This is a genomic window from Methylomicrobium album BG8 (assembly GCF_000214275.2).
GTDB classification, from domain to species: Bacteria; Pseudomonadota; Gammaproteobacteria; order Methylococcales; family Methylomonadaceae; genus Methylomicrobium; species Methylomicrobium agile.
This window is the reverse complement of sequence record NZ_CM001475.1, coordinates 1,352,732-1,370,053: the sequence shown is the minus strand read 5'-3', so window position 1 is coordinate 1,370,053 and position 17,322 is coordinate 1,352,732. Positions and strand designations below refer to the sequence as shown.

The 17,322-nt window shown below is 60.0% G+C and carries 14 protein-coding genes; 3 read left to right on the top strand and 11 right to left on the bottom strand.

The genetic code is table 11. The annotated features are described in order from the left end of the window. The first annotated feature begins 126 nt into the window (after positions 1 to 126). Positions 127 to 891, top strand: coding sequence for a glutamine amidotransferase (locus METAL_RS06035; protein ID WP_005370594.1), 765 nt, complete (start codon positions 127 to 129; stop codon positions 889 to 891). A gap of 40 nt (positions 892 to 931) precedes the next feature. Here the strand turns inward: METAL_RS06035 and METAL_RS06030 are convergent, their stop codons facing one another. From METAL_RS06030 to METAL_RS19850, 6 genes are all read right to left on the bottom strand, one after another. Further along, positions 932 to 2,023: an LLM class flavin-dependent oxidoreductase gene (locus METAL_RS06030; protein WP_005370592.1), complete on the bottom strand. Its 1,092-nt coding sequence runs from the start codon at positions 2,021 to 2,023 to the stop codon at positions 932 to 934. Positions 2,024 to 2,214: 191 nt separating this feature from the next. Further along, positions 2,215 to 3,264 carry an ABC transporter substrate-binding protein gene (locus tag METAL_RS06025; protein ID WP_005370591.1) on the bottom strand — a complete coding sequence of 350 codons (1,050 nt, stop codon included), beginning with the start codon at positions 3,262 to 3,264 and terminating at the stop codon, positions 2,215 to 2,217. A gap of 1 nt (position 3,265) precedes the next feature. Then, positions 3,266 to 4,030, bottom strand: a complete 765-nt coding sequence (locus METAL_RS06020) for an ABC transporter ATP-binding protein (protein WP_005370588.1) — start codon at positions 4,028 to 4,030, stop codon at positions 3,266 to 3,268. Beyond that, positions 4,021 to 5,097: a FecCD family ABC transporter permease gene (locus tag METAL_RS06015; RefSeq protein WP_157203436.1), complete on the bottom strand. Its 1,077-nt coding sequence runs from the start codon at positions 5,095 to 5,097 to the stop codon at positions 4,021 to 4,023. The genes METAL_RS06020 and METAL_RS06015 overlap by 10 nt, the downstream gene beginning before the upstream one ends. Positions 5,098 to 5,102: 5 nt before the next feature. Beyond that, positions 5,103 to 6,647, bottom strand: a complete 1,545-nt coding sequence (locus tag METAL_RS06010; protein ID WP_051040344.1) for a TonB-dependent receptor — start codon at positions 6,645 to 6,647, stop codon at positions 5,103 to 5,105. A 147-nt stretch (positions 6,648 to 6,794) separates the two neighbouring features. After that, the gene (locus tag METAL_RS19850) at positions 6,795 to 7,304 is read right to left on the bottom strand and encodes a TonB-dependent receptor plug domain-containing protein (protein ID WP_051911498.1); all 510 of its coding nucleotides are present in this window, start codon (positions 7,302 to 7,304) and stop codon (positions 6,795 to 6,797) included. 522 nt (positions 7,305 to 7,826) lie between these two features. Between METAL_RS19850 and METAL_RS06005 the strand changes: the two genes are divergently transcribed. Both METAL_RS06005 and METAL_RS06000 read left to right on the top strand, forming a co-directional pair. Then, entirely contained in the window at positions 7,827 to 8,072 is a 246-nt protein-coding gene (locus METAL_RS06005; protein ID WP_425357665.1) for a hypothetical protein, read from the top strand. A gap of 220 nt (positions 8,073 to 8,292) precedes the next feature. Beyond that, on the top strand, positions 8,293 to 8,499 hold the full coding sequence (locus tag METAL_RS06000; RefSeq protein ID WP_031431244.1) for a hypothetical protein: 207 nt from the start codon (positions 8,293 to 8,295) through the stop codon (positions 8,497 to 8,499). 322 nt (positions 8,500 to 8,821) lie between these two features. Here METAL_RS06000 and cynS read toward each other — a convergent pair whose 3' ends face one another. From cynS to METAL_RS05975, 5 genes are all read right to left on the bottom strand, one after another. Continuing rightward, a complete protein-coding gene (gene cynS / locus METAL_RS05995; protein ID WP_005370586.1) occupies positions 8,822 to 9,268 on the bottom strand; it encodes a cyanase in 447 nt (148 codons plus the stop codon). Positions 9,269 to 9,356: 88 nt separating this feature from the next. Beyond that, complete coding sequence (locus METAL_RS05990; RefSeq protein WP_005370585.1) at positions 9,357 to 10,559, bottom strand: NAD-dependent formate dehydrogenase; 1,203 nt, start codon at positions 10,557 to 10,559, stop codon at positions 9,357 to 9,359. 764 nt (positions 10,560 to 11,323) lie between these two features. Then, a complete protein-coding gene (locus tag METAL_RS05985) occupies positions 11,324 to 14,473 on the bottom strand; it encodes an efflux RND transporter permease subunit (RefSeq protein WP_005370584.1) in 3,150 nt (1,049 codons plus the stop codon). Then, on the bottom strand, positions 14,470 to 15,618 hold the full coding sequence (locus METAL_RS05980; RefSeq protein WP_245549476.1) for an efflux RND transporter periplasmic adaptor subunit: 1,149 nt from the start codon (positions 15,616 to 15,618) through the stop codon (positions 14,470 to 14,472). Before METAL_RS05980 ends, METAL_RS05985 begins: the two co-directional genes overlap by 4 nt. Before the next feature lie 57 nt (positions 15,619 to 15,675). Continuing rightward, positions 15,676 to 17,256, bottom strand: coding sequence for an efflux transporter outer membrane subunit (locus tag METAL_RS05975; RefSeq protein ID WP_005370582.1), 1,581 nt, complete (start codon positions 17,254 to 17,256; stop codon positions 15,676 to 15,678). Positions 17,257 to 17,322: the final 66 nt, after the last annotated feature.

Genomic DNA, 17,322 nt, shown 5'->3' with positions numbered 1-17,322 from the left:
TAATCGAGCCACAATAAAGTACTGATAAATCAGCCCATTACGTGCAGGACGTTGCGATTCGCGCACCAAAATAACTCGATGGCCTTACGATACGCTCTCAAATGGCGCACAGCGGAGTAAAAAAATATGACACGAACCGTCTTGGCGATTAGCCATATCGCCTGTGAAGATCTGGGGACGCTGGAAACGGCGCTGCGGCGTTTCGGCTTTACGATCGAGACGGTCGACGCTGCGGTCGCCGATCTGAAAGGCATCGATCCCTTGCGGCCCGATCTGCTGGTAATCCTGGGCGGCCCGATCAGCGTTTACGAAGCCGACGCCTATCCTTTCATCGATGATGAAATCGCCTTGATACGCGCGCGGCTTGCCGCCGAACGGCCGACGCTCGGCATCTGCCTGGGCGCGCAACTGATCGCGAAAGCGCTGGACGCCGAAGTCTATCCGGGAACGCAGGGCAAGGAAATCGGCTGGGCGCCGCTGTTGCCCGGCAAGGAGGCGGCGCGGTATCCGGCGTTGGCCGAAATGGCCGCATCGCGCTTGCCGGTCTTGCACTGGCATGGGGACACCTTCGATTTGCCGCCGGGCTGCCGCCATCTCGCCGCGACCGCGGCCTATCCGAATCAAGCCTTCGCGGTCGGCCGCCATGCCCTCGCCTTACAGTTTCATTTGGAGGTCACTGCGGCAGGTATGGAGCGCTGGTTCGTGGCGCATGCCTGCGAACTCGGCCAGCAACGGATCGGCATACCGCAATTACGGGCGCAAAGCTTGCGCCATGCGCCTGCGCTCGCGGCGGCAGCCGCACGTTTTTGGAACCACTGGCTGAGCGAGGCGTTCGGCGAGGAAATGGTCATGGCGGATTCGGAACTCGGCGCCGGTTCGATCAGTGAATGAACCTGTCTGGATGATCAGATACTATCGGAATCGGCAGCCGTTATATCCGGCGACCGCTCCCGGCCGCGACAACGGTTTCGGGCGGCCGGCCGCACAACGAAGGCATGACCTCTTCCGCAAACAGATTCAGCGAACGTTGGAGGCCGGCCGGCGGCAGACAGCCGAAAAAGGCCGGCAGCAGATTGAAATGGCGAATGCCGAGACTCTCCCGCAACGCCTCGATGCGCTCGCGGCAGGTAGCGGGCGAGCCGGCCACCACCATATGTTTGATGAAAAGCCTGGGTTCGAGATTCGCCATGTCGATCACGCCTTTCGCCCGCTGCGATTGGCCTACGTTCCGCAATTTCGCCAGCAGCTCCGGCAATATCGGCAATAGCTCGCGTTCGGCGGCCGCGTCCGATTCGGCGACATAGGTGAAACGGCCGAAAGGCACCGTGGCCGGGTCTCCGCCGGCTTCGACGAACCAGCGCAAATTGTCGCGCGCATGGGCGGCCGACTGGATGCCGTGAATGATCAGGCGATGGCCGGCGGCGCCCGCCCAACGCGCCAGATCCTCGCTGTAGGTGCCGATATAGACCGGGGGATGCGGTTTCTGCACGGGCTTGGGCTGTACGTCGACAGCCGACCCGTCCATCTGCAAAGGCCGATCGGCCCAGCAGTCCAGCACCTGTTGCAGCGCACGGGGAAATTGTTCCCTGGCCGCCGGATTGTCGACGCCGAACGCCTGGAGATAACGTTCGCTGCCGCCGCGGGAAACGCCGAAGTCTACTCGCCCACGCGACAAACAGTCCAGGCTGGCCAGTTCTTCGGCGAGCCTGATCGGCTGGTGCAGCGGCAACAGCAGCAGCGAGAATCCCAGTCGGATGGTGCGCGTACGCGCAGCCATCGCCGCGGCCACGACCAGGGGAGACAGGACGTGGCGGCCGCCTCGCTTCTGCCGCGTTTGAAAATGTTCTTCGTTGAGCCACAGGGAATGAAAACCCTGGCGCTCGGCCCGTTTGGCCAACGCGGGCCATTGCGCCGGAGCGCTCGATTCAAAGCCTGCGGCGGAGCCGGAAAGACCGAACACCATCCCTTGCCGGTCGATAGGTTGTTGGTTTTGTGTGTGTTTGTGGGTGGATATTTTTGTCATTGCGGACTCCCTGGGTTGGATCGACAAGTGCTAAGGATTTGGCTCCAAATAATTTCCCGACCAAAGACCTGCCAGGTTTTAAAAACCTGGCAGGTCTACCGGCATACCAGGAAGTTAATATCGGCCAGTCGCGGCTTAGCCGCGATGGGCACCTCAATGCGGCTAAAGCCGCTCCTACACACGAGGAGCTTTTATTTGTGCCGAACACTATTAGCTGCCGGGCCGCCGGCGAGAATCTCCCCGATCTGCTCCGGGGAAAGCTCGACGCCGAAAATATCCCGATAAAAGCGTGCCGTCTCCGCCGCGAGATCGATATCGTCGAACAGCGACGGATGGAATTGGCTGGCGGCCCAAAGCACCGTGAGCGGCTGTTCCGCGGTACGATTCGCCCAGGTGTGCGCGGCGCACGGCGCGACCAGCAGATGCCGGTTGCGTACGGCCGAAAGACCGGCGAAGCGAGGCTCGCGCACCAGCATTTCCGCATCCTCGCGGCTGACGACGATCAGAAAGTCCGGATCCCAGGCCAGCAGTTGCTCCATCGTGAAGCTGCGCGCTTCAATGCTGCGACCGTCGTCCGTGACGCTTTCGCCGCCGGCGGCGCGAATCCACCATTCGACCACCAGGTGCGGCTGGGTCAGTGTCGCCGGATTGAAATACAGCACGCGCGGCCGCACCGGCTTGCTCCGTTGCAGCCGCGCGGCGACAGTGGCCAGTATATGATCGAAGCGCTCGACGTAACGGTCGGCGGCGTCCGGACGGGCATACAGTTGCCCCAGCAAACGCACTGCGGCTTTCACTTGTTCCGGCCGGGTCCAGGCGAGATAAAGGGCCGGGAGGCCGGCGCGGCGCATTCTTTCCGCACCGGCTCTGTCCATTGTCAGCACCGCGTCGGGGGCCGTTTGCAGCAGGGCTTCGAGGTCCGGGGTATTGTCGGGGTTTTGCAGGGAGGGAAGTTTCGCGATTTGCGGCGCAAAGACCGTCTGGTAACCCCAACGCGAATGCTTCGCGAATGCCGGCAAGCCATTGGCGATGCTGCGTCCTTCGCCTACCGCAAAGATCAAGCTATTGAGCACCGGCACCGCGCCCACCGTCACGACCCGCTCGACAGGCTGCGGGACCGTTACCGGCGCGGACGCCATGTCGAGCAGCACTCGCTGAGCCGGCGCGGATAACGCTGCCGGCGCCCAGAGCAGGAGCGAAAGGTAAACGAAACGGAAGCTGCCCATCAAAACGTTCTTCATTTCAAATCCTCGGCACGCAGGCTGCGGGCACGCCGTGCATCGCGACGATGTCGATCGGGGTGCGGTAAAGATCGGACAACATGTCGGCGCTCAACACCTCGCCCGCCGTGCCGAATTTCGCGATGCGGCCGTCCCGAAGGACAGCCACGCGGGCCCCCAGCAGCAACGCATGTTCGGGTTGATGCGAGGTGAACAGGACGGACAGCCCGTCGGCGGCCAGGCTGCGGATGGTCCGGAGCACGCGGACCTGATTGCCGAGGTCGAGGCTGGCGGTCGGCTCGTCCATCAGAAAGATGCCGGGTTCCTGGACCAGCGCCCTCGCAATCAGCGCCAACTGGCGTTCGCCGCCGCTGACCTGGTTGAAGCTGCGCCTGGCAAGGTGTTCGATGCCGACTCTGGACAATGCCCTGCATGCCATGTCATGGTCTCGCCGGGAAGGTGACGCCAAGGGCCGCAAATGGGGCGTGCGCCCCATCAGCACCGTATCCAGGAGCGACAGCGCGCTTTCTCCGCCGGCCTGCGGCACGTAAGCCATTTTTCGCGCCCGTTGCCGTGCCGTCGCCGAGGTCTTGCCGTCGATACTGATGGTGCCGCGTTCGGCACGGACCGCGCCGATCAGACAGCGCAGCAAGGTAGTTTTTCCGGTGCCGTTCGGACCGAGCAGACAGAGCATTTCGCCTTTGGCCAAGGTCAGGTCGATCGCGTCCAGCACGGGAGGATGCGACAAAGCGTATCGGTAGACCAGACCTTCCACTTTCAAGACCATTGCCGCCTCGCCCGCATCAACACGGCAACGAACATGGGCGCTCCCAATACGGCGGTCGCAATGCCGAGCGGCAGCTCCGTGGCGAAAGCGCTACGGCAGAAATCGTCCACCAGCAGCAGATAACCGGCGCCGAGCAAGGCCGAGGCCGGCAGCAACCGCATGTAGGCCGGCCCCACCAGGAGACGGGAAAGGTGCGGCACGAGCAGTCCTACCCAGCCGACGGTGCCGGCGATGCTAATGGCAGCGGCCGTCGTCAGCGTCGCCGCCGCAATCAACACCAGCCGCAAGGGCTCCACCTCGATGCCCAGCGCTTTCGCTTCGTCGTCCCCGGCTTCCAGCACCTGCGTCGGCCAGCGCAGCAGAAAGAGCACGGCAATGCCCGCCAACGCAAACGGCGACGCATACGTCAGATCGGATAAAGACACCTGCCCTAGCCCGCCCAGCAGCCAGAAGACAATCGCGGGCAGCGTATCGAGCGGATCGGCGATATACTTCAAGGCCGAAGTCAGCGCCTGAAAGAGCGCCGAGATGACAAGGCCCGAAAGCACTAGCACCAGGACGGAGCCGCGGCCAAGCCGTCCGGCGATGAACACCGCCGTGCCGACGGCGAGGATGCCGCCGGCGAAGGCGGCGCCTTGCACCATCAATCCTCCGGCGGACCGCAGCATCGCCAGCGCCGCGCCGAAACCGGCGCCGGCGGAAACCCCCAGAAGCGCCGGCGAGGCCAAGGGATTTCGGAACAACGTTTGAAAAGCGGCGCCTGCCGAAGACAGGCTTGCGCCCACCAGCATGGCGGCCAGCACCCGCGGCAGACGGACGGCCAGGACGACATTATCGACCGCCGCGCCCTGCACCGAATCCCGCCCGGTCAGCGCGGCCCCGAGGACATCGAGGATGGCGGCCGACGGCAAGGGATAGTGCCCCATGCCCATCGAAAAAACCGCCATGATCAATACGCCGAGCGCCATCGCCGCGATTGGCCAGGATCGATCGCGGCGATCGCTCGGCGGCGCAATATCCTCATGTGCTTTCCGCTTTTCGGATGCGCCTGTATTAGGAGCGGACATTCCCTTCAGAACCTTCCGCTCAAGGTAAAGGCCAGCGTTCTGGGCGCGCCGACGTAGTAGGCCGTGGCGCTGTTCAAATTGAAATCGTTCGCCGAGATCTGCGAGACATAACGGCGGTTGAACACGTTTTGCAGGCTCATCGAAAGCTCGATGCTGCGCCAGATACGGTAGCCGGCGTTTAAATCGAAGACCGTGTAGCCCTTGACGTCTTCGGTTTGCGCCGAATCGCCGTAACGCTTCCCGACATTGCGCACGATAGGCGAAATCATCAAATCGCGCCAACGGTAGATGAGCCCGCCTTTAAACATCGTATGAGCCGTGTTGGGAATCTGTTTGCCTTTGGTGCCCAGATATTTTCCTCCGGCTAGGGTCGGGGTATTTTCATCATAGGTTTCCGACGCCACCGTGCCAGAGCCGAAAAAGGCCAGGGATTCGTTCAGCTGGTATCCGGCCTCAAACTCGATCCCGTATTGCGTGGTCTTGGCCGTCCCCTGGTAATAGGAGAGTCCGCCCAAGGACGGATCGGTGACCAGGACCTGCCGATTTTGGTTTTTCGCGCCGAACAGCGTCGTCACGACATTGAACCCGCCGTGCTTGTAGCTGGCGCTCAAATCGATCTGATCGGATAATTCCGGCTTCACCCGGTCGACGAGGTTTTGAAGGGTGATGCCTCGGGCAACAAAGGCCGCTTCTTTGCTGATGTAATTGCTCGCTTGAGGCCCCCAGTCGGGACGGCCGAACCGGCGGCCATAGGAAATGCCGGCGCCCCACTCCGCGTTAAATTGCTGGCGAATACCGAAGTTGGGCAAAAACTCGCCATAATTCTTTTCGACTATGGCGGCGTTAGTATCGGGCGCTGGATTGTAGGCCCAGATCTGATCGTAGGACACGTCCGGCAACCCTGTGGTCTTGTAATACCGCATTTTAGACACACCGAGGTCCATATAGCGCAAACCGCCGCTCACGACGGTTTGGCCAAGGGTTTCGGTCAGTTGGAAATAAGGGCTGTTGACGATGAATGGGTCGATTTTGGCCAGTGTGGACCGCCTGACGAAACTCAGGCTGCCGTCGGCATTTACCCTGTTCAGCGTCTGGTCGGTCGGCGGCGGAGGCGGCGCCATCGATTGCGCCCAGTAGCCGACCACCAGATCCGTATGGGGTCCGAAACGGCCCTGGTATTCCAGCACGCCGCCCAGGTTGTCGTTCTGCTGACGCCAGTTCTGCACATTGGCACCGCTGGCCGAATAGGTGGTGCCGTCGCTGTTCCAATAGTAAGGTTTCAGCAGGAGATGGTGGCCTTCCGCCAGTTTGAAATCGATCTTGGCCAGGGCCGCATAATTCTCGTATTCCGAGCGGTTGGCGTCGTAATAATTGGCGTCCGTCGAGGATTTGCCCGTTAACGTCGTGTTATAGTCGTTGTAGTAATTGGCGCGAAGATTTTGTACCTGGCCATAGGTCAATGGACGGTAGGTATGGCCCGAGAATTTGTTATAGACCACGTCGAGATCCAGTTTGACCCGGTCGCCGAAGGGCTGGCTGATGCCCAGCATCACGTTGTCGCGCGATATGTCCCCCGCACCTTTCCATTTGTCCGTCGCGGAGGTCGACCCCGAGATGAAAGCGCGGGTGCCCGTGGCGGACAGCTTGCCCGTGTCGATACGGGCAAACGACCGGCGAAAGCCGAACGAACCGACCGCCTATTTGCCGATCACGCCGAAGTCGTCCCGAGGCCCAAACAATAGTTGGTCGACCGCGCCGGTGGCATTGGATATGCCAAGCCCCTGATTGGCGGGCATGCCGCCGCGGTACACGTCGACCTGGCCGACGTTTTCGAGATCGATCAGATCGGTGCCGCCGACAATGCCGGTCACCGGCAGTCCTTCGATATTGCGGGTCACATGAAAATCGCTTTTGCCGCGGATATTGATGTTGCGCGTCGGGGTCAGTCCGTAGGGATCGGGGCTCTCGTAGTTGAACGACGGCACCAGATTCAGTGGGGCGTAGAGGCTGGTCTGCGCCGGGCCGCCCAGCAGATCGAGCCCTTCCCGTGTGACGCTGCTCTTGGGCGTCGGCTGCGGCTCGGACACCATCACTTCCATATTGCGCGCCGAAGAGTTCACCGTGACCTCGTTCAAAACAATATCGTCCTCGGCCCGGGTCATCTGAGGCAACAGCATTGAGGCCAATAATAAAACAGGGATACGCATGATTTTTCCGTTGTGTTCTGACCGGCGCGCATGAATCCGGCAAGGAGACTCCCGTTTAAAATGATCGGGTGCCCCACGCTGTTCGCCAGTGCAGTGTTTGAAATTGTGTCAAAGAAAGCTTCAACCCACTCCAAGCGGAATCGAAGCGAGTATACTTCAAAAAATATATCCGGCATGGTATAGCAATAATCGGGCCACAATGAAAATCTCGCGGAACCCATGCGGGAAGCGCGTCGAGCACTACACTCAACGCACCAGAATAACTCGATGAGTTGACGATACGCCCTTAAATGGCACATAACAATATAAAAAACATGGCACGAACTGCCGGTCCGCCAATGCATCCCGCATGGCACGGCAAAAAGACGTTGCGATTCTCGAAAATAGCGCTTGAAATTCCATTTTTCTCTGCTTATCATCCGCGCGAATTTCGATAAAGTAAGAAGTCCATACGGTCATCCGCACTGTGCTTGAGGGCCGAGGCATGGGCTCAGTTCTGAATGTTCGAGGACTTGCCGAATCATGAGCCGTAGTCGCCGCAAAACTCCCATCGTCGGCCACACGACCTGCCGTAGCGAACGCAAGGACAAGAAGCGCTGGCATCGGCGCTGGCGAACCCGCGAGCGCATCGCATTGGCCAGCGCATCGCCGGAAGCGTTGAACGCCCATCTGCCCTTGCTGGAAAATCAGGTCGGCAATGTGTGGTCAATGGGTAAGGATGGCCGCTTCTACTGGCCCATTACACCATTACACACCAAGCGGCGATAGCCGAACGCATCGCCAACCGCCAGGGACACAGCCCTCAAGAACGCACATCCCTGAAAAAGCGCCTGCTGCACAAGTGGATGGGCAAATGAGCGTTGGGGGAACGGCCTTAACCACGGCAGACATCCCAATCGCGGCTGAAGCCGCTTCTCCTCGCAATGGGCTTTCGACACACCGGGACGTTATTTTTAGCGAAATCCTTAACGCAACAAAGCAATCATTTATGGCATACCCGTATGCCGACCGATTGAAGGGCCACCGCCTGCAGGTCGATTTTTGCCTGGAAATGGGCGAAGGGCCGGTGCTGCGCGAGGTGCGCGACCGCATTGACCGATTGGAATTGAGGGCTGTGGAACAGGCCAAGCTGTCCGAGATTGATGCCGGCGCGATTGAGTACGCGCTGACGCTGGAGGGCATCGACCCACAATGACTGACCGACGATGACAACCAGCCGCTAACGCGCTGGTGGTGGCGCCTGGGCAAGCTTCGCAATAAAACCTATCCGCCCGAGCGGCTGCCGGCGCATTTACAGATTGTCTATCGCACTGCCCGGTAAGTCAGGCATTCTTGCTTTTTGTGCCCCATATGCCCAATGATTGAATGCGCTTATGGTTTCGAATCATCGCAACATTCCGAAGCATGATCGCCGCTTCGGTCCATTCGCCGGGAGCCGTAGCGACAGGGTCCTTGACATAAAACGAGAGCAGACGCGATTACTCTCCGATAATCGCGTCTGTCCCCTTTCACGCACGTCAATAAGTCTTGTAGGGCAGGAATTTTCCGGACAGGGTAATGTTGACCCGGTCGCCGTTCGGGTCCGGCTCGCGGCGCAGATCCATTCTGAAATCGATCGCGCTCATGATGCCGTCGCCGAATTCTTCGTGAATCAACTCTTTCAGCGTGGGTCCGTAGACGCTGACCAATTCGTAAAAACGGTAGATCAGCGGATCGCCCGGTTTGGCGTCGGCCGACGCGCCCTTGTAAGGCACGACGGTCAGCCATCGCCGCTCTTCTTCGCTCAACCCGAAAATTTCACCGACAATCGCGGCTTGCGCCGGCGTCAGCGTCATCTGGCCGAGGCAGGCGGCCGTCACCCACTCCTTGCTCAGGCCGACTTTGGCCGCCACATCGGACCACTTCAAGCCGCGGCCGACCTTAGTGGCGATGATTTTTTCGGTTACCTCGATTCTGCTCGTCATCTCTGCTCCAAACTGTCACCCTGCGAATTAGTGTCCGCGAAAACGGGAGAACGCCTTTCGGCGTTCCCCGCCGTAGGATCCAAACCGCTCAGTCTTTCTTGTATTTGGCGGCTTCTTCGGAACCGCCGGTGGCGTTACCTTTGCTGTAGGAATGCGCGCCGACGCCGGCCAACTGGCCGCCTTGAACGATCAGGTATTCATCGCGAATCGGCCGACCTTCGAAGTAACACTCCAGAATTTCCCGGGTGCCGGCAGCGTAACGGGTCTGCGCCGACAAACTGGTGCCCGAGATATGCGGAGTCATGCCGTGATGTGGCATGGTACGCCAAGGGTGATCTTGCGGAGCGGGTTGAGGAAACCAAACATCGCCGGCATAGCCTGCCAATTGGCCGCTTTCCAGCGCATTGACAATGGCGTCGCGGTCGCACAGTTTGCCACGCGCGGTGTTGATCAGGTAGGCGCCGCGTTTGAAATTTTTCAGCGTCTGCTCGTTGATCATGTGTTCGGTCTCGGGATGCAGCGGACAGTTCAGCGTCACTACATCGCACACTTTGGTCAGGCTTTCCAGGCTAGAATGATAGGTCAAGTTAAGTTCCTTTTCGACCGCTTCCGGCAGGCGATGGCGATCCAGATAATGCAGCTTCACGTCGAAAGGTTTCAGCAGGCGCAGCACGCGCAAGCCGATGCGGCCCGCGGCCACGGTGCCGACGTTCATCGCTTCCAGATCGTAAGAGCGCGCCACGCAGTCGGCGATATTCCAGCCACCTTTGATCACCCAGTTGTAAGAAGGGATGTAATTGCGAACCAAGGCCAGCGTCATCATCATCACGTGTTCGGCGACGCTGTGGCTATTGCAGTAGGTGACTTCGGCCACGGTAATGCCGTGCTCTATCGCCGCCTGCAGGTCGGTATGGTCGGAACCGATGCCGGCGGTCACGATCATTTTCAGATTCTTTGCCTTGGCGATGCGTTCGGCGGTCATATAAGCGGGCCAGAACGGTTGCGAAATCACGATTTCGGCATCATGAAGCTCCCGATCGAGCACGCTGTCGGCGCCGTCCTTGCTGGAAGTGACAATGAGCTGATGGCCGTTCGATTCCAGGTATTTGCGCAATCCCAGTTCTCCCGACACGCTACCCAACAGCGCGCCGGGTTTGAAGTCAATCGCGTGAGGAGTAGGGAGCGTCTGCCCGTCCGGATAACGCTCGGGCTGTGGCAAGTCGTCGCGCGCGTAAGAAGTAGGATAGCCATCGACGGGATCGTCATAAAGTACGCAAATAATTTTAGCCATTTGATGTTTACCTCAATGTTGATTGGATAACGGGGGCACATCCCTCGAAGGTATGCCTTTCTTTATCCCGGTCCGGCCGGGTACGCCTATTGTTCACTTTAGACGTGGCGGGCGTCCAATCGTTTCGGCCTATGCTTTAATAACTTACGGTTATCGGCAGTAAAACCGGGGCCTGCGCGGGCGGCCGGGGACACGGGAAAACGGCGGACGGAATCGGCAAATACCTTGCCGGATGGTGGAAAACGGGCGTGTCGCTCAAGCGCCCGGAACGTTTTCGGGTAATGTGCAGGAACAAATGCATCCCTCTTCGAGGCGTCTGGCGGACGAACGGCGCGTCATGAAACACATGGTGCGGCGGCAACGGGGTAGAGACATGCTTTAAACGCAACCTTCAGCTGTAGGGTACGCTGTGCGTACCATGGGTGAAAAGGTACGCACTCGGCAATTGCTCCTGCATTGCTCTATCTCCTGCATCCCAGCAGTCGAACGTACCCTACGGCGGTTTGTGCCCTTTGGAGTGTAACCCCAGTTGGCAAGGGGGTACCACGATAAGCGCTCTGCGGGGGAACGAGAGGGGGAAGTAACGATCGACCAAATACTCAGTCCATGTCGCCAACCCGCAGCTTGACCCCGGCAACATCGCAGGCCGCAAGAAAACAAGGTTTGATTCATTACAGGTTCGCCGTCCGGGCGAGGTCCGGCATTGGCGAAAACGGCGCATGCGCGCGGCGACTATACCGCTGCCGCGAAAGGTACCAGACCCTTCATTTAAGGCTCTTCTCCCCGGCGGCGCTTTTTTCCGAGATGAGGCCGGCAGTCCAGGCCGACAACCGCACCAAGACCACATAAAGCACGGGCACGAACGGAATCGCCAACAGCGTCGAAGACAACATTCCGCCGAACACCACCGTGCCGATGGCCTGTTGGCTGGCTGCGCCGGCTTCGGAGGCGCCCAGCAACGGCACCACGCCCATAATGAAGGCGAAAGACGTCATCACAATAGGGCGAAAGCGGCGGCGCGTGGCCTCCACCGCCGCCTCCGCCGCGTCCCTCCCTTCGGCCCGGAGCTGCCGGGCGAATTCGACGATCAGGATCGCGTTCTTGCAGGCCAGACCGATCATCAGGATCAGACCGACCTGGGTGTAGAGATTGTTGTCGAATCCCCGCATCATCAAAGCCAGCAGCACGCCGACCAGGGCCATCGGCACCACCAGCACCACGGCCAGGGGACTGGTCCAGCTTTCGTACAAAGCCGCGAGCACTATGAAGACCAGGACGATCGAAAGGCCGTAAATGAAGTAGGCCTGCTTGCCCACCTGTTTCTCCTGGTAGGAAGTCGCGGTCCAGTCGAGTCCGATCCCTTTCGGCAGGGTTTTCGCCGCCAGTTGCTCCATCAGATTCAAGGCCTGCCCCGAACTGAAGCCGGGAGCGGCAGTGCCGTAGATTTGCGCAGACGGATAAAGGTTGTAGCGCAATACCAGTTCGGGGCCCACCGTTCTGTTCACCTCCAGCAGGGTGCCCAACGGCACCATTTCGCCCTGTCCGTTCCGCACATAAAGGTTTTTGATGTCTTCCGGCTGGGCGCGAAACGGCGCGTCGGCCTGCACATAAACCTGGAACACTTGGTTGAATTTGTTGAAAAGATTGACGAAGGACGAGCCCAAATAAGTCTGCAGCGTCGAAAACACGTTGTTGAGCGGGATGTCGAGCGATTCCACCTTGATTCTGTCGATGTCCAGAAACAGCTGCGGGCTGCGCGCATTGAACGTAGAAGTCAAATTCCGCAGGCCGGACTGGCTGTTGCCCGCGCGGATGACTTCGTCGACCGTTTTTTGCAACTCGGCAAGTCCCAGACTCTGGCGGTCTTCCACCATCAATTGGAAACCGCCGCCCTGCCCCAGCCCCCGGATCGGCGGAGGGATCAGTACGATGGACCGGGATTCTTCGATGGCCGCCAGTTCCCGGCGCAGATGGGCGGTGATCGCGTCCTGGCTCAAGTCCTTCCCGCGCTTGTTCCAGTCTTCGAAGACGATAAACGTGGTGATCATGTTGGAGACGTTGGCGCTGTCCAGTATGGACAAGCCGCCGATCGTCACCCAGGCGTCCACACCCCGGGTTTTATGCAGAATTCGATTCAGCTGCTCGGTCAGGGCGACGACGCGCGGCTGCGAGGCAGCGTCCGGAAGCTGCGTGATCACCATCGCATAACCTTGGTCTTCGGTCGGTAAAAAACCGGTCGGATGGTAGGCAAACCGCCAAACGCTGACCGCAATGATCAGCGCGTACAGCAGCGTCATCGCAACGGCCCGCCGCACCATCCAGCTCACCAGCCGCACGTAGGCATGCTCGAACCCGCCGTAAGCCTTGTTGAAGCCTCGGAAAAACCAGTTGCTCTCCTTGTTTCGGGCCGGACGCAGCCATAGCGCGCACTGGGCCGGTTTAAGCGTCAGGGCATTGATCGCGCTGATGATGGCGGTGGAGGCGATGATCAAGGCGAACTGGCGGAACAGTTGGCCGGTAATGCCCGGCAGAAAGGCGGCCGGCAGAAACACCGAAGCCAACACCAGCGTAATCCCCATGATCGGCCCGGTGATTTCTTGCATCGCCTTGATCGTGGCATCTTTAGGGGACAGGCCTTGTTCGATGTGAAACGAAGCGTTCTCGACGATCACGATCGCATCGTCGACCACGATCCCGACCGCCAGAATCAGCGCGAACAGGGTCAATAGATTGATCCCGAAACCCAGCAGGGCCATCGCCGCGAACGCGCCGATCAGCGTGACCGGGACGGTGGTGGCGGGCACCAGGGTCGCCCGCCAGTCCTGCAGGAACAGCACGACGACCACGAGCACCAGGATGCCGGCCTCGAACAGCGTGATGTAGACGTCGTGGATCGCGCTGCGCACGAACTTGGTGGTATCGTAACGGATCTCGTAGCTCAGGCCCGGCGGAAAATCCTTGCTCATCTTCGCCATCGCCTGCTTCACTTCTTCCGCGACATCGAGCGCGTTGGCGCCGGGCAGGGTAAATACCGGCATCACGGCCGCCTTATGCCCGCTGGACTGGGAAAAATTGCTGTAACTCTGACGGCTGAGCTCGACGCGGGCGACATCGCGGATGCGCACGATTTGCGCCGATTCGCTGCGGGCGCTCTTGATCACGATATTCTCGAACTGCGAGACATCGGCCAACCGGCCGAGCGAATTGACCGTAAACTGGAAAGCCTGGTTTACCGGCGCAGGCGGGCCGCCCAATTGCCCTGCGGCCACTTGCAGATTTTGGCTCTGGATGGCGCCGATCACGTCGAGCGTGGTCAGGCTGAAGTAGCGAAGCTTTTCCGGATTCAACCAGACCCGCATGCTGTAAGGCCCCGCGCCCCGCACCGCAATCTGGCCGACGCCGGGCAAACGCGCCAGCGGGTTTTGCAGATTGATCACCGCGTAGTTGGAAAGGAAGGTTTCGTCGTAACGGTCGTCTTCCGAATACAGCCCGACCACCAGCAGGATGTCCGTGGACACTTTTTTGACCGTAACGCCCTGCGGCTGCACCGAGGAGGGGAGTTGAGGCAAGGCGCTGTTGACCAGGTTTTGCACCAACGCCATCGAGGTATTCAGATCGGTGCCCACATTGAACGTAATCGTCAAGGTGTAGCTGCCGTCGCTGGTGCTGGTCGAGGACATGTACAGCGAATTCTCCACGCCGTTGACCGCCTGCTCGATCGGAATGCCGACCGTGGCCGCCACCACCTCGGCGCTGGCCCCCGGATAGCGGGACGTTACCTGAATGGTCGGCGGCACGATGGGAGGGTATTGCGACACGGGCAGGTTCACAAAACAGACCAGCCCCAGAATGACCGTGACGATCGCGATGACGTTCGCAAAAATGGGGCGTTCGATAAAATAGCGGGAAATCATGGAGATGTCTTCACTGGTTCGGCCGGGCCCGCAGCAACGCCCTTGCCGCCTTCCGTTTTCGTCGGTGCTTTCGGTCTGGGAGCCACTTGATTTCCCGGAACGGCGTGCAGCAGGCCCGTGACGATGATCCGATCCCGATCGTCGATTCCCTCTTCGATCACCCGGTCCTCATCCGTTTGAACCCCAAGCTTGACCGGCCGCCGTTCGACGCGGTCATTACTGTCCACGACCAGCAGATAGGAACCCAGTTGATCGTAACCCACCGCCGTTTCCGGCACCACCAGCGCCGTTTTTTCCGAGTTGACCACGAGAACCCGAACCTTCGCGAACAATCCCGGCAGAATCGTACCGTCGGCATTCGGAAAACGGGCCCGCAGCAGCAATGTGCCCGTCGTCGGGGTCACCGAAATCGCGGTGAAATCGAGATGGCCGGTATGGGGATAATCTTTTTCGTCGGACAGGGCGAGGTAGGCGGGGATTTTCATTTTTTCGGCTTCCCCCGGATCGATCCGGGTTTGCCTGATCACCTTCAGCAGGTCCGCTTCATTGATCGTGAAATAAACATAGATGGGATCTATCTGGTTGATGCGCGCCAGAGGCGTAAACTCGCCGGCGCCGACCAGGTTGCCGGGATCCTTGAGCCGGCGGTCGATCCGGCCGTCGAAAGGGGCCACGACTTTCGTATAATCCAGATCCAATCCGGCCAGATCGCGTTTGGCTTCGGCGGCGATCAGCGCGGCTTTGGCGTTATCCCGCTCGAATCGCCACCGATCCGCATCGGTCTGGGCGGCCGCATGTTGCCGCACCAGGCCCGTGAACCGCGCCAGCTCGGTTTGGGCATGGTCGAGGCTGGCTTTTTGCTGCAGCACTTGCGCTTCCGCCTGCTTCAGCTTGGCCTGATAAGTATCCTGCTGGATCAGGAACAGCGGCTGATCTTTCTTTACGCTCTCGCCGTCGTGAAAAAAAACCTTTTCCAGATAACCCTGCACGCGCGCGACCAGCTGGACCGTATTGAACGCCTGGGTATTGCCGGTAAACTCCAGGTATTCCCTCACCTGCCGATGAACCGGTAGGCTGACGGTGACTTCCGGGGGAGGCGGCGGCACATAGGCATTCTTTTCTTCGCAACCGCCCGCAAAGAGCATGGCGCCTCCTACGAATGCCGCGATGTTGTATTTCCTCATAGCAATCTTCGCTCCCATTTACCAGCGAGGCCAACCGATGCCCGAAGATTTCCGGGCATCCGGCGACGGTTGCGCGGCAGGCGACAACAACCCGCCCCAATCGGTACGCTTTGCCATTTCCTCCTTGACGAAAACGGGCACCGCATCCTTGCCTTCGCGAATCTGCCACCCGCCTCCGAGGGCCCGGTATACGCCCACCAGATTGTTCGAGATGTCGCCCAACGTGACGGCGAGGCTGTCTTGTTCGTTCAGCAGCGCCTGCTGGGCCGTCAACACGGTCGTAAAATCGGTGATGCCCTGCCGGTACTGCAAGGTGGCCAGTTCCAGCGAATGCCGCGCGGCCGTGATACTTTTCACCAAAGACCGGGCGCGCTCCTGGGAGCGCAGGAACGCCACCAAGTTGTCTTCCACTTCGCGCTGCGCGGCGAGCACGGTATTCTGATAGCCGATCAGCAAGGCCTGCAGCCGGGCGTCCTGTACCCGGACTTGATTGGTGATTTGCCCGTAGTTGAAGATGTTCCATTGCAGCGCCGGCCCGAAGTTGGCGGTCCGGCTTTTCCATAAGAAAACATCGCTCAGCGCGAACGAGCCGACATCGGTCGAGAGTAAACCGAAAGTGCCGGTCAGCGAAAAAGCCGGATAAAGAGCCGCCTGGGTCACGCCGACGCTTGCGGACTGGGCGGCAGCACGCCGTTCGGCGGCGCGGACATCGGGGCGGCGGCGCAGCAGATCGGCCGGCACGCCCACGACCACCTCCGCGGGAGGGGCGGGAATTTGCGCATTGCCGCTCAGCAAATCGCCGATCCGGCCCGGCGCCATGCCCAGCAGAAAATTCAACGCGTTCTGCTGCCGGCGAAGTTCGATCTCGAGCGTAGGAATGGAAGCCTCGGTGCTTGCCAACACCGTCCTGGCCTGTTCGACATCGCGCTCGGAAGTCGTGCCGCCCTCATAGCGGATTTTTGCAAGCTGCAGGTTGGCCTGCTGCGTATCGACGTTTTGCCGCGCAATGCCCAGGCGTTTTTCAAACGTCCGGATCGTGATATACGCATGCGCCACATCGGCCGTGAGACTGACCAACCCGGCGTTGTAATTGGCCACCGCCGCCTGGAATTCGGCATCCGCCGATTCGATGGCGCGGCGGAATTTACCCCAGAAGTCGATTTCCCAGCTGGCGGTCAGGCCAAGCTGGGTCTGGGCATAATCGAAAATATGGGAAAAAGCGGCCTGCGAGGCACGCTGGCTGAGGTGGATCTCGTTCAGCGAACCGGTCAGTTGCTGATTTTGCGGATAAAGATCGCCGGTTGCGATGGCCAGTTGTGCGCGGGCCTCGAGTATTCGCACGCCGGCGACGCGGAGATCGAGATTGTCGAGATAAGCGCGTTCAATGAGCCGGTTAAGAACCGGGTCGTCAAATGTTTTCCACCAATCCCGGACATCGGTGAAATTCGTTTTGAGCCGGCCGTCCCGAGAATCCAGCCATTGGGCCGCCGTTTCGGCGGGAGGGCGGACATAGTCGGGGCCGACCATGCAGCCGGAAAGCAGCAGAAAGAACCACAACCCTGCCGGGCGAAAACCGGCCGATTTAGCCGCCTGATTCATCCTGACTCCGGCAGACGTCAGGCTGGGCGGACGAGGAACAGGGAAACGGGGCGCCTCGGCTCCCGG

Excerpts from the sequence above, each read along its gene's own strand:
- METAL_RS06035 (WP_005370594.1), top strand. The coding sequence starts at position 127 with ATGACACGAACCGTCTTGGCGATTAGCCATATCGCCTGTGAAGATCTG.
- METAL_RS06030 (WP_005370592.1), bottom strand. The coding sequence starts at position 2,023 with ATGACAAAAATATCCACCCACAAACACACACAAAACCAACAACCTATC.
- METAL_RS06025 (WP_005370591.1), bottom strand. The coding sequence starts at position 3,264 with ATGAAGAACGTTTTGATGGGCAGCTTCCGTTTCGTTTACCTTTCGCTC.
- METAL_RS06020 (WP_005370588.1), bottom strand. The coding sequence starts at position 4,030 with ATGGTCTTGAAAGTGGAAGGTCTGGTCTACCGATACGCTTTGTCGCAT.
- METAL_RS06015 (WP_157203436.1), bottom strand. The coding sequence starts at position 5,097 with ATGTCCGCTCCTAATACAGGCGCATCCGAAAAGCGGAAAGCACATGAG.
- METAL_RS06010 (WP_051040344.1), bottom strand. The coding sequence starts at position 6,647 with ATGCTGGGCATCAGCCAGCCCTTCGGCGACCGGGTCAAACTGGATCTC.
- METAL_RS19850 (WP_051911498.1), bottom strand. The coding sequence starts at position 7,304 with ATGCGTATCCCTGTTTTATTATTGGCCTCAATGCTGTTGCCTCAGATG.
- METAL_RS06005 (WP_425357665.1), top strand. The coding sequence starts at position 7,827 with ATGAGCCGTAGTCGCCGCAAAACTCCCATCGTCGGCCACACGACCTGC.
- METAL_RS06000 (WP_031431244.1), top strand. The coding sequence starts at position 8,293 with ATGGCATACCCGTATGCCGACCGATTGAAGGGCCACCGCCTGCAGGTC.
- cynS (WP_005370586.1), bottom strand. The coding sequence starts at position 9,268 with ATGACGAGCAGAATCGAGGTAACCGAAAAAATCATCGCCACTAAGGTC.
- METAL_RS05990 (WP_005370585.1), bottom strand. The coding sequence starts at position 10,559 with ATGGCTAAAATTATTTGCGTACTTTATGACGATCCCGTCGATGGCTAT.
- METAL_RS05985 (WP_005370584.1), bottom strand. The coding sequence starts at position 14,473 with ATGATTTCCCGCTATTTTATCGAACGCCCCATTTTTGCGAACGTCATC.
- METAL_RS05980 (WP_245549476.1), bottom strand. The coding sequence starts at position 15,618 with ATGCTCTTTGCGGGCGGTTGCGAAGAAAAGAATGCCTATGTGCCGCCG.
- METAL_RS05975 (WP_005370582.1), bottom strand. The coding sequence starts at position 17,256 with ATGAATCAGGCGGCTAAATCGGCCGGTTTTCGCCCGGCAGGGTTGTGG.